At 63.4% G+C, this 16,398-nt stretch carries 14 protein-coding genes; 6 read left to right on the forward strand and 8 right to left on the reverse strand.

Annotated features, from left to right (window positions below):
* Together dusA and JHD73_RS14190 are read right to left on the reverse strand one after the other, a co-directional pair.
* Positions 1–722 (reverse strand): tRNA dihydrouridine(20/20a) synthase DusA (gene dusA / locus JHD73_RS14185; protein WP_233176973.1); only part of this gene is annotated, 722 nt, incomplete at its 3' end.
* A 106-nt stretch (positions 723–828) separates the two neighbouring features.
* Positions 829–1,938 carry an enoyl-CoA hydratase/isomerase family protein gene (locus JHD73_RS14190; RefSeq protein WP_199030921.1) on the reverse strand — a complete coding sequence of 370 codons (1,110 nt, stop codon included), beginning with the start codon at positions 1,936–1,938 and terminating at the stop codon, positions 829–831.
* A 148-nt stretch (positions 1,939–2,086) separates the two neighbouring features.
* Between JHD73_RS14190 and JHD73_RS14195 the strand changes: the two genes are divergently transcribed.
* The gene (locus JHD73_RS14195; protein ID WP_199030922.1) at positions 2,087–3,001 is read left to right on the forward strand and encodes a sterol desaturase family protein; all 915 of its coding nucleotides are present in this window, start codon (positions 2,087–2,089) and stop codon (positions 2,999–3,001) included.
* A gap of 66 nt (positions 3,002–3,067) precedes the next feature.
* Here JHD73_RS14195 and typA read toward each other — a convergent pair whose 3' ends face one another.
* Positions 3,068–4,888, reverse strand: a complete 1,821-nt coding sequence (gene typA, locus JHD73_RS14200; protein WP_048932191.1) for a translational GTPase TypA — start codon at positions 4,886–4,888, stop codon at positions 3,068–3,070.
* A gap of 310 nt (positions 4,889–5,198) precedes the next feature.
* Between typA and JHD73_RS14205 the strand changes: the two genes are divergently transcribed.
* From JHD73_RS14205 to JHD73_RS14220, 4 genes are all read left to right on the forward strand, one after another.
* On the forward strand, positions 5,199–5,648 hold the full coding sequence (locus JHD73_RS14205) for a MarR family winged helix-turn-helix transcriptional regulator (protein WP_233176974.1): 450 nt from the start codon (positions 5,199–5,201) through the stop codon (positions 5,646–5,648).
* 65 nt (positions 5,649–5,713) lie between these two features.
* Positions 5,714–7,270: an AdeC/AdeK/OprM family multidrug efflux complex outer membrane factor gene (locus JHD73_RS14210; protein WP_199030924.1), complete on the forward strand. Its 1,557-nt coding sequence runs from the start codon at positions 5,714–5,716 to the stop codon at positions 7,268–7,270.
* Between the two features lie 46 nt (positions 7,271–7,316).
* Positions 7,317–8,618, forward strand: coding sequence for an HlyD family efflux transporter periplasmic adaptor subunit (locus tag JHD73_RS14215; RefSeq protein ID WP_199030925.1), 1,302 nt, complete (start codon positions 7,317–7,319; stop codon positions 8,616–8,618).
* Between the two features lie 5 nt (positions 8,619–8,623).
* Positions 8,624–10,180, forward strand: a complete 1,557-nt coding sequence (locus JHD73_RS14220) for a DHA2 family efflux MFS transporter permease subunit (RefSeq protein WP_199030926.1) — start codon at positions 8,624–8,626, stop codon at positions 10,178–10,180.
* A gap of 85 nt (positions 10,181–10,265) precedes the next feature.
* Here JHD73_RS14220 and JHD73_RS14225 read toward each other — a convergent pair whose 3' ends face one another.
* The 3 genes from JHD73_RS14225 to JHD73_RS14235 are packed head-to-tail and all read right to left on the reverse strand — an operon-like array spanning position 10,266 to position 13,954.
* The gene (locus tag JHD73_RS14225; RefSeq protein WP_199030927.1) at positions 10,266–11,690 is read right to left on the reverse strand and encodes a cytochrome c; all 1,425 of its coding nucleotides are present in this window, start codon (positions 11,688–11,690) and stop codon (positions 10,266–10,268) included.
* Positions 11,691–11,700: 10 nt separating this feature from the next.
* Positions 11,701–13,362: a GMC family oxidoreductase gene (locus JHD73_RS29520; protein ID WP_199030928.1), complete on the reverse strand. Its 1,662-nt coding sequence runs from the start codon at positions 13,360–13,362 to the stop codon at positions 11,701–11,703.
* A gap of 58 nt (positions 13,363–13,420) precedes the next feature.
* Positions 13,421–13,954 carry a sugar dehydrogenase complex small subunit gene (locus JHD73_RS14235; RefSeq protein WP_199030929.1) on the reverse strand — a complete coding sequence of 178 codons (534 nt, stop codon included), beginning with the start codon at positions 13,952–13,954 and terminating at the stop codon, positions 13,421–13,423.
* Positions 13,955–14,206: 252 nt separating this feature from the next.
* Between JHD73_RS14235 and JHD73_RS14240 the strand changes: the two genes are divergently transcribed.
* The gene (locus JHD73_RS14240) at positions 14,207–14,977 is read left to right on the forward strand and encodes an SDR family NAD(P)-dependent oxidoreductase (RefSeq protein WP_199030930.1); all 771 of its coding nucleotides are present in this window, start codon (positions 14,207–14,209) and stop codon (positions 14,975–14,977) included.
* Between the two features lie 40 nt (positions 14,978–15,017).
* Here the strand turns inward: JHD73_RS14240 and truB are convergent, their stop codons facing one another.
* Positions 15,018–15,962 (reverse strand): tRNA pseudouridine(55) synthase TruB, encoded by a 945-nt coding sequence (truB, locus tag JHD73_RS14245; RefSeq protein WP_199030931.1) that lies wholly within the window; start codon positions 15,960–15,962, stop codon positions 15,018–15,020.
* A gap of 2 nt (positions 15,963–15,964) precedes the next feature.
* On the reverse strand, positions 15,965–16,336 hold the full coding sequence (gene rbfA, locus JHD73_RS14250; RefSeq protein WP_199030932.1) for a 30S ribosome-binding factor RbfA: 372 nt from the start codon (positions 16,334–16,336) through the stop codon (positions 15,965–15,967).
* Positions 16,337–16,398 lie beyond the last annotated feature (62 nt).

Genomic DNA, 16,398 nt, shown 5'->3' on the forward strand with positions numbered 1-16,398 from the left:
AGCGCTTGCGTGCCGGCATCGTAGTAGCGCGCGTCAAACGCGGCCATCAGGTGCGGGTGGTGATACGCCTCACGGCCGATCATCACACCGTCGACGTGTGCAAGATGCGCGTCGATCTGCTCCAGCGTCTGCACACCACCGTTGAGCAATATCTCCAGATGCGGGAAATCGCGTTTGAGCTGGTAGACCACCTCGTAGCGCAGCGGCGGAATCTCGCGGTTTTCCTTCGGGCTCAAACCCTTCAGGATGGCGTTGCGCGCGTGGACGATGAACGTCTCGCAACCGGCCTCAGCAATGGTGCCGACGAAATCGCGCACGAAATCGTAGGTTTCGATGGCGTCGATGCCGATGCGGTGCTTGACCGTGACCGGAATCGACACTGCGTCGCGCATCGCCTTGACGCCTTCGGCCACCAGCTTCGGTTCGGCCATCAGGCACGCGCCGAACGCGCCACGCTGCACGCGCTCGGACGGGCAGCCACAATTGAGGTTGATCTCTTTGTAACCCCACTGCTCACCAAGGCGGGCAGCCTTGGCCAGATCATCGGGCTCGCTACCACCGAGTTGCAGGGCGACGGGATGCTCCACTTCGTCGAAATCGAGGTGACGCGGCACGTCCCCATGCAGCAGCGCGCCCGTCGTCACCATTTCCGTGTAGAGCCACGTGTGGCGGCTGATCTGGCGATGGAAATAGCGGCAATGTCTATCTGTCCAATCCATCATCGGGGCGACGGACAGGCGGCGTGCATTCGGCGTCGGGTGGGGCGTGGGGCGTTCAGCAGTCACAGCAAAATCAACAGGTCAATTCAGGCGCGCAGTTTACCGGTTTCTAGTCCGACAACCCCAGCAGCGGATGCTGCTCGCGGCGCCAGGGCGAGACAAAGAACGCGGCCACTTCATCGTCGCGCACGGTATCGATGCTCGCGTGCTTCCATTTGGGCGAATGGTCCTTGTCGACAGCCAGGGCGCGAATGCCTTCGATGCCATCGCCCTCAGCAAACACGCGCGTCATCATGTCCAGTTCGCGGCGCAGCTCATCGGCCAGCGTGGTGTGACGACCGCGGCGGATCAACTCCAGCGTCACGGCCATCATCAGCGGCGAGCGCTTGGCCATGTGCGCGGCGGTCTGCTCGGCCCACTCGGCGTCAGTGCTGCCGGCCAGCCCCGCCAGAATTGCAGGGACGGTAGCCTGGCCGAAACATGCATCGATCGCGGCGCGGTGCGGGCCAATGAGCGCCTTGGCGGCGTCCGGCACCGTTGCGGCTTCGGTAAAGCAGGCGACGATCTGCTCGGCGCTCTGCCATGTGCCATCACGCAGGCGCTGCACAGCAGCCGCCAGCGCCTCGGTCGAGACATGGCAATCGGCCAGGCTAACTGAAAGCGCATCCGCCGCCTCGATCATCTGCCCCGTCACGCCCAGGTATTCGCCCACATGGCCCGGCACACGCGCCAGAAACCAACCGCCGCCCACATCCGGGAACAGGCCGATGTTGGTTTCAGGCATGGCCATTTTCGTGCGCTCGGTCACCACGCGCAGCGACGCACCTTGCGAGATGCCCATGCCACCCCCCATCACCACGCCGTCCATCAGCGCGATATAGGGCTTGGCATAGCTGAAGATCAGGTGGTTGAGACGGTATTCCTCGGTGAAAAAGGTGATGAGCTGCGGGTCTCCGGCCGTGGCCGCGCGATGGAAGAAGCGGATGTCGCCACCCGCGCACAGCGCCTTGCCGCCCTCGCCACGCAGGATGACGGCGTGAACGGCCGGATCGTGCTGCCAGGCCAGCAGCGCATGCGACATCGCGCGGATCATCTCCAGCGACAGCGCATTGAGCGCTTGCGGCCGGTTCAGCGTCAGCCAGCCGATGCCGCCGCATACCTCGGCGATCACGTTGGGTTGGACATCAGCCTGGGGCGCGGTCGAAGCGATGGATTGCATATGTCTCGTGTTGTGTTTTGGGAATGACGGGTCGCACTGTACACGACGTGCCGCTCAAGCGAGGAAGGGCTCTAGCCCGCCCCCTTTCGCGACGCGGGTGTTGGGCGTATATCTGCAAGTTGGAGACAACACACATCACAACAATCAGATGAACCCTGCCAACGGCGCCCCCGGCGCGGCCAGTTTCGACCCCGGCCTGATCCTGCTGGCCTTCGCACCGGTCTTCCTGCTGACGATCGGCGCGGAGGCTTGGTATTGGCGCAAACGTGACCCGTCCATCTACAGTCTCAAGGACACCGTTTCAAACGCCTGCCTCGCGCTCATGCACCAGGCATCCGACGCGTTCTTCCTGTGGTTGATGGTCAAGACGGTCTATTCGTGGACGTACAGCCATGGCCTGCGCGCAGCGCCTGAGACGTGGTGGTCATTCGCCCTCCTTCTGCTGCTGCAGGACTTTCTCTACTACTTCTTCCACCGCGCCAGCCACCGTGTGCGCTGGATGTGGGCATCGCATGTGACGCATCACTCGTCGGAGGGCATGAACTTCTCGACCGCGTTCCGGCAAAGCCTGACCTACCCGATTTCGGGGATGTGGCTGTTCTGGATTCCGCTGGCGTGGATCGGCTTTACGCCGGATTGGGTGATCCTGGCGGTGGGCCTCAACCTGGCATTCCAGTTCTTCGTGCACACGCGGCTGGGTGCGCTGGATTCGCGTTATGCAGGTTTCTGGCGCTGGCTGGGGCAGTACGTCAATACGCCTTCCGTGCATCGCGTGCACCACGCCAAGAACCCGCAATACATCGACCGCAACTACGCCGGCGTGCTGACCATCTGGGACCGCATGTTCGGCAGTTTCGTACCCGAGGAAGAAGCGCCCACCTTTGGCATCACGCGGCAAGTCCATACGCACAACCCAATCACCCTCACCTTTCATGAATGGGGCGATATGTGGGCCGATGTGTTTCGCGATCGGGACCTCCGCTATCTGTGGAAACCGCCCGAGTGGCGCAGCCCGCGGTCTACGGCGACCGCGGCACCAAGCAGCATTGGCTCCCCCTCCTGAGCACAACGCACCAAAACAAAACGCCCCGAAACCTCGGGGCGTTTTTCTTGGCGGATCGACTGGCGATCAGACCGCTTCTTCACGCGAAGCACGCTTGCGCTCGTGCTCCTTCAGGTGGCGCTTGCGCAGACGGATGCTCTTCGGCGTGACTTCCACCAGCTCGTCATCCGCGATGAATTCCACCGCATATTCCAGCGACATCTGGATCGGCGGCACCAGACGCACGGCTTCGTCAGTACCCGACGCGCGCACGTTGGTCAGCTGCTTGCCCTTGATCGGGTTCACGACCAGATCGTTATCGCGGCTGTGGATACCGATGATCATGCCTTCGTACAGTGCATCGCCCGGCGACACGAACATGCGGCCGCGATCCTGCAGCTTCCAAAGTGCGTAGGCCACGGCCGCGCCGTCGTCCTGCGAGATCAGCACGCCGTTGTGGCGCTCGCCCAGGTCGCCTTCCTTGACCGGGGAGTAGTCGTCGAAGATGTGGCTGATCAGGCCGGTGCCGCGCGTCAGCGTCAGGAATTCACCCTGGAAACCAATCAGGCCACGCGCCGGAATGCGGTATTCCAGGCGGGTGCGGCCCTTGCCGTCGGACGCCATGTCGAGCAGTTCGCCCTTGCGGCGGCCCAGTTCTTCCATCACGCCGCCCTGGTGGCCGTCTTCCACGTCCACGGTCAGGCGCTCGAACGGCTCGCACTTCACGCCATCGATTTCCTTGAACACCACGCGCGGGCGCGACACGGCCAGCTCGTAGCCTTCGCGGCGCATGTTTTCCACCAGAATCGTCAGGTGCAGTTCGCCACGGCCCGACACTTCGAAGATCGTGTCATCGCCGGTGTCCTTCACACGCAGTGCCACGTTGGACTTCAGCTCGCGGTCCAGACGGTCGCGCAGTTGGCGGCTCGTCACGAACTTGCCTTCACGGCCAGCCAGCGGCGAGGTGTTGACGCAGAAGTTCATCGTCAGCGTCGGCTCGTCCACCTTCAGCATCGGCAGCGCGTCCTGGGCGTCCGGCGCGCACACCGTGCAGCCGATGCCCAGTTCTTCAATACCGTTGATCAGCACGATGTCGCCGGCTTCCGCTTCGGGCACGATCTCGCGCTCCAGACCGCGGAACTTCAGCACCTGGTTGACGCGGCCCTTGATCGGCGCGCCTTCCGGGCCAAACTTGACCACCACATCTTGCAGCGGACGCACGCGGCCACGCGTGATGCGGCCCACGCCGATCTTGCCGACGTAGCTGGAGTAATCGAGCGAGATGATCTGCAATTGGAGCGGGCCGTTCGGGTCATCGTCACGCTGCGGCACCTTCTCGAGAATGGTCTCGAACAGCGGCTTCATGTCGCCGCTGCGCACGTCGTCGGTCAGGCCGGCGTAGCCGTTCAGGCCCGAGGCGTACACGATCGGGAAGTCGAGCTGCTCGTCAGTGGCGCCCAGCTTATCGAACAGCTCGAAGGTCTCGTTGATCACCCAGTCCGGACGTGCGCCCGGGCGATCCACCTTGTTGACCACGACGATCGGCTTCAGGCCCAGGGCCAGCGCCTTGCGCGTCACAAAGCGCGTCTGCGGCATCGGGCCTTCTTGGGCATCCACCAGCAGCAGCACGCCGTCGACCATCGACAGCACACGCTCCACTTCACCGCCGAAGTCCGCGTGTCCCGGCGTGTCGACGATGTTGATGTGCGTGCCGTTGTACTCAACCGCGCAGTTCTTGGCCAGGATCGTGATGCCGCGCTCTTTTTCGATGTCGTTCGAGTCCATCACGCGTTCGGTGAGCTGCTCGTTCTCGCGGAACGTACCGGCCTGGCGGAGGAGCTGGTCGACCAGCGTGGTTTTGCCGTGGTCAACGTGGGCAATGATGGCGATGTTGCGAAGCGCGCGCATGGGATGTGAACTCGAAAAGACGTGGCGCAAGCCATGAAACAGCTCGCGGAATAACCTGACATTCTAGCATGCTGCGATGCGCAAGACATGACACGCCCTGACGAATCTATGAAGGGATATTGCGCAAGCGACACTTGGATCACACATTATTTCTAAAACTGGAATCACACATTCAGCACCTTGCCGTTTGCTGCGCCGATTCGTATATTTGTCCGGACAATGATTGCGCATACATAAGATGTTCGAACAGACAAGACCCGCCACCGAAGTTGCTGCTACCGGAACCCTGTTCCGGGTGGAGGACTACCGCATGTGTGAAAGCGTGGGCTACCTCGTCGGGCGCGCGAAGACGGCGCTATCCATGGCGATCGAGCAGGAAGTCGCGCAGATGGACGTGACGCACTCTCAGGCCAGCTGCCTGGTGCTGCTCGCCAACGGCCGCTGCCAGACCGCCACCGACCTCGGCCGCGAACTGAACACCGACATTGGCTCGCTCACCCGCATGCTGAGCCGCATGGAAAAGCGCGGCCTGATCGAGCGCGTGCGCAGCGAATCCGACCGCCGCGTCGTGCACCTGGAATTGACCGTTGCCGGACGTGAAATGGCCGACCGCATGCCCGCCATCTATACCCGTGTGCTGAACCGTTTCTTTGCCGATTTCACGCGCGCCGACGTCGATACGTTGCGCGGTCTTCTCAAGCGCATTCTCGACAACGGCACCGCAACCGAAGGCAACCGCCAGCGCACCGCCGATCACTGACGCCGCACAGCCTGAATTGCACCAAACGTTTTTCGCTCTCCTGATCGCCTGACACCTCAAACAACATGAACGCCTTGAACTCCGCCCCCCAGGCACTTGGCTCCTGCGGCCGCACGGGCTACACCCGGGCGCAATGGCCGGCACGCCTGGGTGTGGCGCTTTCCGCCATTGCACTGGCCGCGCTGGCAGGCTGCGCCAACCTCGGCAACTCGCACAGCACGCAGACGCTGACATCGCCCGAGCAATTGGCCAGCGCAAAAACGCTGCCCTCGCAGGGCGGCCAGTGGCCGACGATGAACTGGGTCGACCAGTTCAACGACCCGCAACTGCACGCGCTGGTGGACGAGGCGATCAAGGACAACCCCAACCTACAGGTCGCCTTTGCCCGCGTGCGCGCATCGCGCGCCATGGCTGACGTGGTGCGCGGCAACCTGTACCCCAGCGTGGGCCTGGATGCCGAGATGACACGCCAGCGCCTGTCTTCTTACGACCTGTTTGAAGGCACGCCGCTGGGCGGCAACTGGTTCACCGAATCGAAGATCCAGTTGGGCGTGAGCTACGACCTGGACTTCTGGGGCAAGAACCGCTCCGCACTGGAAGCCGCACTGTCTGACGACAAGGCCATGGAAGCCGAAAGCCAGGCGGCCCGGCTGATGCTCTCGACCTCGGTCGCACGCACCTACGCCAAGCTCGCCGCACTGTATGCGCAGCGCGACGTGGCCCAGCGCACCATCGACCAGCGCAAGGACCTGACCAACCTCGCCGGCCAGCGCCTGCGTGCCGGTCTGGATACGCAAGTCGAAACCACGCAGGCGCGCGCCAACGTTGCCGCAGCGCAAACCGAGCTGGAGCAAGTCGACGAACAGATTGCGCTGGCACGCAACCAGTTGGCCGCGCTGCTCGGCAAGGGCCCGGATCGCGGTCTGTCGATTGCCCGCCCGACGCTGCTGGCACAAAGCACGCCCAAGCTGCCGAACAACCTGACCATCGACCTGATCGGCCGCCGCCCGGACCTCGTGGCCGCGCGCTGGCGTGTCGAGGCCGCATCGAAGGACATCGACGTGGCCAAGGCCGAGTTCCTGCCGGACATCAGCCTGACCGCCTTCCTGAGCGTGGCATCGATCCTTCCGGAAAACCTGCTGCTGGGCAACTCGCGCCAGCTCGGCATCGGCCCGGCGCTCAAGCTGCCGATCTTCCAGGGCGGCAAGCTGCGCGCCAACCTGCGCGGCAAGTACGCCAGCTATGACGCGGCCGTCGCCAGCTACAACCAGACGCTGACCGAAGCCCTGCACGATACGGCTGACCAGATCACCGCGCTGCACAGTATCGATTCGCAGATCACGATCCAGCGCACAGCCCTGTCGGAAGCCGAACGTGCCTACAGCCTGGCCCGTACCCGTTATGGCGCCGGACTGGGCACGCAGCTCACCGTGCTGAACGCAGAGACCACGGTGCTGCAGCAACGCAAGCTCGCCACCGATCTGCAGGCACGTCGCCTGGATGTGCAGATGGCACTGATCAAGGCACTCGGCGGCGGCTACACGGCAGAAGAGCTGCCCGGCGCCAAGCCCGAACACACGACGACCGGCGAGGCTGCCCAACAAGCCCCGTCGCATAGCTGATTTGAATTGAACCGACTGTTCCAACGCATTCTTTCGAGCCAACATCATGAGTGACAACAAGCCCCAAGCCGCCGCCCCGTCCGCAGCCCCAGGTTCCGGAAACCCAGCTGCAGCTCCTGCGGCGGCGCCCAACGGTAATGGCAACGGAAAACGCAAGCGCATGCTGACCACGCTGGCCGCCGCACTGGTGGTCGCCGGCGTCGGTTATGGCCTCTACTGGGGCCTGTATGGCCGCTGGTTCGAGTCGACCGACGATGCATACGTACAAGGCAACGTGGTCCAGGTGACGCCGCAGGTGGCCGGCACCGTGGTGGCCATCCGCGCTGACGACACGCAGCTCGTCACCTCCGGCCAACCGCTGATCGAGCTGGACCGTGCCGACGCACGCGTCGCGCTGGAGCAGTCCGAAGCGGCCCTCGCGCAAACCGTGCGCCAGGTACGCACGCTGTACTCGAATACCAGCGCCTATACGTCTGCACTGGCACAACGTCAGTCAGATCTCGCCAAGGCGAAGGACGACCTCGCACGCCGCAAGCAGATCGCCGGCACGGGTGCGGTGTCGCAGGAAGAAATCTCGCACGCGCAAACTGCCCTGCAAGCCGCCGAGGCCGCCGTTGAAACCGCCAAGGAGCAACTGCAAGGCAACCGCGTTCTGACCGAGCAGACCACGCTGGAGCGCCACCCGAACGTACTGCAGGCCGCCGCCAAGGTGCGTGAAGCCTATCTGGCGTACGCCCGCACGAGCCTGCCGGCAACGGTAACGGGCTATGTGGCCAAGCGCTCGGTGCAGGTTGGCCAGCGCGTTGCCCCGGGCACGCCGCTGATGGCGATCGTGCCGCTGGACCAACTCTGGGTCGACGCCAACTTCAAGGAAGTGCAGGTGCGCCACATGCGCGTGGGCCAGCCGGTTGAGCTGGAAGCCGATGTATACGGCAGCAGCGTGACGTATCACGGCAAGGTGGTCGGCTTCTCGGCGGGCACGGGCTCGGCGTTCTCGCTGCTGCCGGCACAAAACGCCACGGGCAACTGGATCAAGGTGGTGCAACGCCTGCCGGTGCGCGTGTCGCTCGACCCGAAGGAGCTGAAGGACCACCCGCTGCGCGTGGGCCTGTCGATGATCGCCAAGGTCGATATCCATGACGAAGGCGGCCAGAGCCTGGCCTCCACGCCGGCCGCGTCGCCGCTGGAAACCAATGTGTACGACCAAGCCGGCAAGGATGCGGACCAGGTCATCGCCAGCATCATCGCTACCAACGGTGGCCGTGGTGCGGTCAATGCACCTGCCTCTGCCACCGCACCGGCAGCCGCCTCCGCACCGAGCGCATCGCAACCCGCACCCAAGGTCTGACACGCATGGCAACCGCCGCGCTCAAGCCGCCACAACCACTGACCGGCGCCAAACTGGCGATCGGTACGGTGGCACTGTCGCTGGCCACCTTCATGAACGTGCTGGATTCGTCCATTGCCAACGTGTCGATCCCGGCCATTTCGGGTGACCTGGGCGTGGCGCCGAACCAAGGCACATGGGTCATCACCTCGTTTGCGGTGGCCAACGCCATCTCGGTGCCGCTCACGGGTTGGCTGACACAGCGTTTCGGACAGGTGCGCCTGTTCATCACGTCGATCATCCTGTTCGTGCTGTCGTCGTGGGCGTGCGGGCTGGCGCCCAACATGGGCATGCTGATTACCGCACGGATCATCCAGGGCGCAGTTGCCGGCCCGATGATTCCGCTGTCGCAGGCACTCCTGCTGTCTACGTATCCACCGGCCAAGAGTTCGATGGCGCTGGCGCTATGGGGCATGACCACACTGGTTGCGCCCGTCATGGGCCCGATCCTGGGCGGCTGGATCTCGGACAACATGAGCTGGCCGTGGATCTTCTACATCAACATCCCGGTGGGCATCGGGGCTGCGTATGCAACCTGGGCCATCTACAAGGATCGTGAATCGCCCACACGTGCGCTGCCCATCGACAAGATCGGTCTGGCATTGCTTGTGCTCTGGGTAGGCTCGCTGCAGTTGATGCTGGACCGCGGCAAAGAGCTCGACTGGTTCAACTCGACTGAGATCGTCGTGCTGACCGTCGTCGCCATCGTGGGCTTCGCCTTCTTCCTGATATGGGAATTGACCGAAGACCACCCGGTGGTGGATCTGACGCTGTTCAAGGGGCGCAACTTCAGTGCCGGGGTCGTCGCCATTTCGGTGGCGTACGGGCTGTTCTTCGGCAACCTGGTGATCCTGCCACTGTGGCTGCAGACCATCGTGGGCTATACCGCAACGGACGCGGGCCTGATCATGGCGCCAGTGGGCATTTTCGCCATCATCCTCTCGCCCGTCATCGGCAAGAACCTGCCGAAAATGGACGCGCGCTGGGTGGCCACTGCGGCGTTCCTGACGTTCGCGCTGGTGTTCTGGATGCGTTCGCACTTCACCACACAGATCGATACGCGGACGCTGCTGATCCCGACGCTCATCCAGGGCGCAGCCATGGCGATGTTCTTCATCCCGCTCACATCGATCATCCTGTCGGGCCTGTCGCCCGAGCGGATTCCGGCGGCATCGGGCCTGTCGAATTTCGTGCGGATCATGTTTGGTGGCATCGGTGCATCGATCTCGACCACGATCTGGGACAACCGCTCTGCTCTGCACCACGCGCAGTTGGTCGAGCATGCGAATGCATACAACCCTGCCTATACGTCATCGATCAACCAGTACACGCAGTTGGGCATGCCTAACCTGCAGGCCAATGGCGTGATCGAGCGCACGATCACGCAGCAGGCCGCGATGCTCGGCGCCAACGATATCTTCTGGATTTCGGCGGTCTTGTTTATCGTGCTGATCGGCTTTATCTGGCTGACCAAGCCGGCAAAGTCGGCCGGTGGCGCGGAGGCGGCGGCTGGCGCGCACTGATCGCCTGCTACGCACGCAGCCTCACAAAAAAAAATGCGCTTCGCAGTATTGCTGCGAAGCGCATTTTTCATTCTCACCCGGCCAGTCAACGATGGCGTCGGCGTTTCCACCACGCGGCAAGCAAGGCCAGCACGATCACCGCGGCAATCGCGCTCCACTCCATCAACCTGCGCAGCGGTGCACCGGCATCGTCGCCGCCCTGCCGCAGCACCTTGACGCGCGCCTCATCCACCGTCACGGTCGGGTTACCGTATTGCTGCATCACGAAGGCTGCCAGTTGGGCCACCTGGGCGTCGGTCAACGCATCCTTGAAGCCAGGCATCAGGCGTTCTTCATCGCCCACACGGATATGCAGGCCGTCGAGAATCACGTTCACCAGGTTGTCGGCATTGTCCCGGCCCAGCACGGTGTTGTGGGCTAGGCTCGGGAATGCCTGCCCGCGCGTGCCGCGGCCGGTCGTCTGGTGGCAGCTCGCACAGTTGGCGCTATAGAGCTGCGCGCCAGTCGTGAGATGCGGATACCCCGGGCCACCGGCCTGATAACCGATGCCTGTGTTCACGGCACGCAGGCCGGCTTCGAAGTCGACATCGACATCGCCGTATTCGAACGCTGGGCGTGTATCGGCTGAGCTGCGCACCGGCACCGAATCCTTCAGGTACGTAGCGATGGCAGTCAGGTCTTCCGTACTCAGATATTGCAGGCTGTTCTGGATGGCCTCCGCCATGCCGCCCGCGGCCTGCCCCTTGCCTTCGACGGCGCCGCTACGCATGTACTGCACCAGATCATCAACCGACCAGACACCGATGCCGCTTACGGGGTCCGACGTGATGTTCGGCGCGCGCCAGGGGCCGACTTGACCACCAGAGAACGCCAAGCTGCGCTTCTCGGCCATCAGCACGTTGCGCGGCGTATGGCACGCGCCGCAGTGCGCCAGCGTGTCGACCAGATACTTGCCGCGATTCCATTGGGCGTCCTTGCCTTCAACCGGCATGAAGGGGCCGCGATCGAGGAACAGCAGGTTCCAGCCCATCATCAGCCAGCGCTGGTTAAACGGAAACGCCAGCGTGGTGGGCGGCGGTGTGGTGTCTACCGCCTCAACGTCGTGCATGAAGTACGCGTACAGCGCGCGGATATCCTCGTCCGTGGTCCCGGCATAGGACGTGTACGGCATGGCGGGGTACAGGCGCTGGCCTTGCACGTTGACGCCTTCGCGCACGGCACGCGCGAACTGGACCTCGGTGTAGCTGCCGATCCCGTGCGTCTTCGACGGCGTGATATTGCTTGCGTAGATCTTGCCGAACGGCGAATCGATCGGCAGGCCACCCGCCATCGGCTTGCCGCCTGGTGCGGTATGGCAGGCCACGCAATCAGCCGCCTTGGCCAGATAACGGCCGCGCGCAATCAGCTCGGTCTGGTCGACGCCCGCATCCGCCGCATAGGCCGCACCTGCAGTCAGCATTGTCAGCAGCAGCCCCTGCAACACACGGGGGAGTCGCATTGAAAACTTCATGTTGCGCTCCTCAACCGCGTGCCAGATCGGCCTTGACCGTATCGGCAATGCGCAGTGCAAGCGCCGCGATGGTCAACGTTGGGTTGCCCGTACCGCCGTTGTTGAACACGGCACTCGATGCCACGTACAGGTTGTCCTGCTCGTGTACGCGGCAGTACTTGTCGACCACCGACGTGTTGGGGTCATTGCCCATCAGCAAGCCGCCCATCGGGTGATCCTGCGCGGCAAACTTGAACGGGTCTTTCGCATCGGGGATGTAGGTGATGTCGCTCGCGCCCATGCCCTTGAAGATCGCCTGGTACATCTCAAGGGTGCGCCGCGCGCTCTTGCGCGTGTACTCGTCAATGCGGTACCAGACCTTGGGGTACGGGATGCCAAGTACGTCGCGCTTGTCTGCCAGCGTCAGACGGTTGTCCGCGCTCGGCAACACCTCGTGGTGCGAAGACAGCTCGAGCTTGTGCGCCACACCATGCCGAATGGCGGCGTCCAGCTTCTTGCCGACCAGGCCCGAAGCCAGCGCCTGCTGCGCCACGGGAGCCGTCATATTGCTATCGTCGATGCGGGTGATGGCAGCGGCCATCTCACCACGCCACGGGCCGTCTCGCAGGCTGTCGATGGCCGAATTGTGCTGCGGCCCCTGCCCCATCCACACCGGGTCACGGCTGATGAACTGCACCTCCATGCCGGCGTGCTCCATCATGTTGCGCCCGACCTGATCGGTCTTGTTGCCCATGCCGTTCGGGTTCTTGTCATCCTTCGACATGAGCATCAGCTTCGTGGTCTCGATGTTGTGCGCGGCCAGAATGAAGCGTTTGGCAGTCACGCGGTACGAGCGCTTGTCCGGATCGTAGAAGTGCACCGCCACGACCTTCTTGTTGGCAGCGTCGGTCTCGATGCGATAGACGACCGAGTTCTCGCGCACGCGTGCACCGGCCCTTTCGGCCTTGATGACGGTTTCCATCGCGTTGTACATCGCACCGATCGGGCAGATCGGCATGCAGTTGTTGTTGCCTGCGCACGCTGGTCGGCCATCGTACGGATGCGTGTTGCGCGCCTCCGGCTCGTGCACCACGCGGTAGTCGGTGTGCTTGGCAACAACCTCTGCCAGGACCTTGCTCGGATAGGTCCAGGGCATCTTCTCCATCGGATACGGCTGCTTGCGTGGTGAACCGAGATCTTCCGCACCGCGCGACGGGTCCGGGCCGCACACCCCCATCTCCACTTCCGCTCGGTAGTAGTACGGCTCGAGATCGTCATAGCTGATCGGCCAATCCCGGCCAACGCCATAGGTGGACTGCAAGCGGAAGTCGTTCGGCAGATGCCGCCACGCACAGCCCGCCCAGTGCCACGTCGTGCCGCCAACCAATCGCAGATAGTCGGTCTGGTAGGCATAGCCATCGGGGCCATCGACCTGCAGATAATCGAGGGCCGTGCCGTCGACATCGTTAAATGGCGCCAGAGCCCAGGGCTTGGGCGGATACGGCGTGGTCAGCGCACGCGTGGTCGCGGGCGAGTTGCGGAAGTTCTCGACGATTTCACCGCGCGTAACGCGCGGGCCGGCGTCGAGCATCAGCACCGACAGCCCGGCGCGGGCGAGCTCCAGCGCGGCCATGCTGCCGGCGGCACCCGCACCGACGATGACCACGTCGGCGGACAATTGTTGATCGCTCATGAGAAGAATGGAGTGAAAGTGGACGATCGCAGTGCCGGGCGATACCGGCGACGGCGTATCAGCCGTGGTCTGCGAGAAACGTGAACGCAACCCAGTTCAATGGGCCGCCATGCACGTAGCTAGGTGGGCTCAGGACATCTGCGGTGGGCCGGTACATTAGCGCCCCGGCGTAGGCGATGACATGCGTGCCGACTGTGCCGAGGTACCACGCTGACACCACTTGGTTCAGCGTGCCCCTCAACGCCGTCTGGTGCTGTACGTCAAGTTGCTGCGCCAGCGCTTCCACGGGCATTGGCGGCTGCCCGGCAATAAACGCCGCAAGCTGCTGCAAGCGGGCATCGAACGTGGCATCGGCTTTCTTGAGCGCGGCATGCAGCGCCTGGCCGGTGGTTGCATCAAGCGCGCCGTCTACAACGGCGCGGGACACGCGCATGAAATCGCCGTCAGCGGTGCGTTGCGCAAGCGCCTGCTGCGCAACAGACGGCACCACGGCCGCCAGCGCGGCCAGCGAGATCGCGCTCAGCACAAACACGCGTCGCGAGGGCACCAAGGCAGAGAGGGTGCGCTCGCCCGATGAGGAAGTGGGATTCACGGATGGGCTCCATGTGGGATGCGCATGCGCGACATCCCATCGCTCGGTTCTGATTTTTGGGGAACCGAGCATAGAGCGGGTCGATATTCACGAGTTCAACATCTGATTGCAGTAGAACTTACTTAGCAACCGATAGACGTCACTTCAAAACAAATGTCACAGATTGGCGCAAATCAGGCATTGGTTTGGTGTGCACCACCCTGCTATCGTGGCCCTCGTTTTTGAAGCCATCGCCTCAGGGTGTACTCAACCATGCAACTTTTTGATTTACGCGGACGCGTCGCCATCGTCACCGGTGGAAACGGCGGGATCGGCCTGGGCATCGCTACCGGCCTGGCACAGGCGGGCGCCGCCATCGCCATCGTTGGGCGCGACGTCGCCAAGAACCAGACGGCAGCCGGCCAGCTTGTCGCGGCGGGTTTCAATGCCCGTTTCGTCAGCGCCGACATTACCAACCCTGGCGCCTGCCAAGCGATGGTGCAGACCGTAGCCGCACACTTCGGCCGCGTCGACATTCTCGTCAACAACGCCGGCATGACGATCCGCAAACTGGCGCAGGATTACACGCCGCAAGACTGGCAGCGCGTGATGGATGTCAATGTGAGCGGCGCCTTCCACTGCGCACAAGCGGTGTTCCCGGAGTTCCAGAAAGCGGGGGGCGGCAAGATCATCAACATCGGCTCGATGATGTCGATTTTTGGCGCTACGTATGCCGCGCCCTACTCGGCAAGCAAGGGGGCCATTGTGCAGTTGACACGGGCGCTGGCGGTTGAGTGGGCAACGCATCGCATCCAGGTCAACGCCATCCTGCCTGGCTGGATCGATACCGAACTCACGCAAAGCGGGCGTGCTGAATTTCCGGACTACGACTACGAAGGCGCCGTTCTAGGGCGCACGCCCGCGGGTCGTTGGGGCGAGCCGACGGACTTGGCCGGCGCGGCGGTATTCCTCGCCAGCCAAGCCTCGGACTTCGTAACAGGCACCGCCATCCCGGTCGACGGTGGCTATTCAGCGCAAGGGTGAAACCCTGACGCAGTACGTAACCTGCGGGCTGATCTGCGGCTCAGAGATGGACGAGCCGCTCCGGCCTCAGCACGCCCCCCTGCCAGGCAGCGACACCTAGCAGCGAGACGGCCACATCATCGCGCGTGCCGTAGACGCGCACCTGATCGGCATTCGGCAATGCCAATCGCAGCGGCAAGCGCTGACCATGCAGAAAGCGGCGGCTGTCTTCTGCATTCAGTTCCACACGCGGCAGCGTTTGCAGCAGTGCATCAACTGGCGCGAGCAGCGCTGCACGCTGCTCCTCCGGCGCGGCTTCCACGGCGTCGAGCGTCACCGCTGCGTCCAACTTCAAGTTGCCGACTTGCGTGCGACGCAGCGCGATCAGGTGTGCGCCGCAGCCTAACACCTCACCGAGATCCTCGCCCAGCGTGCGGATGTACGTGCCCTTGCTGCATGCCACGCGCAGGGTAACCGTTGGTGCAGCAGACTCCAGATCCGTCGCCAGCACATCGATGGAGCGAATCGTCACGCGTCGTGCAGCGCGTTCCACAGTTTGCCCGGCACGCGCGTATTCATACAGCGGCTTGCCGTCTTTCTTCAGCGCGGAATGCATCGGCGGCACCTGATCGATCTCACCGACAAAGCGTGCGACGGCAGCCTGCAATTGCTCCGGCGTGACTGATACCGACCGCTCGCTCAGGACCTCGCCTTCGGCGTCTGCGGTACTCGTCTTGATGCCCAAACGCACAACCGTCTCGTACGTCTTGTCCGCGTCGAGCAAGTCCTGCGAGAACTTGGTCGCCTCGCCAAAGCACAACGGCAGCAGACCGGTCGCCAGCGGATCCAGCGTGCCGGTATGCCCAGCTTTCTTCGCCCACAGCAGACGCTTGGTGCGCATCAGCGCATCGTTGCTCGACCAGCCGATCGGCTTGTCCAGCAGTAGCACGCCGTGCACCTCGCGGCGTGGCGGTTTCTGTGGCTTGGGCGCGTGTTGCTCAGCCATCGTCAGTCGTCTTTGGCGCGTGTGGCGTTGGCTTCGTCGATCAGGCGAGACATCTCAATCCCGCGCTCGAGCGAACCGTCAAAGTGGAAGTGCAGCGTCGGCACGGTATGGATGTGCAAGCGCTTGAACAGCAACGAGTGCAGGTAGCCGGCCTTCTCGTTCAGGATGGTGGCGGCAACTTCCGGCTCGGCACCCAGCACCGTGAAGTAGATCTTGGCATGCGCGTAGTCCGGCGTGAGCGTCACGGATTGCAGCGTCACCAACCCCATCGCCGGGTTCTTGATCTCGCGCTGGATCAGTTCGGCCAGATCGCGCTGGATCTGATCGGCGATGCGCAAGTTGCGGCCCGAGGCCGACCCCGATTTCTTCGGCATAGCGTGTTCCTCATACAGGGCCGCCGGCACAAGTCGACAACCCCAAAAGACAAAACGGTGGC

It is taken from the genome of Ralstonia sp. ASV6 (genome assembly GCF_016429285.1).
Taxonomy (GTDB): domain Bacteria; phylum Pseudomonadota; class Gammaproteobacteria; order Burkholderiales; family Burkholderiaceae; genus Ralstonia; species Ralstonia flaminis.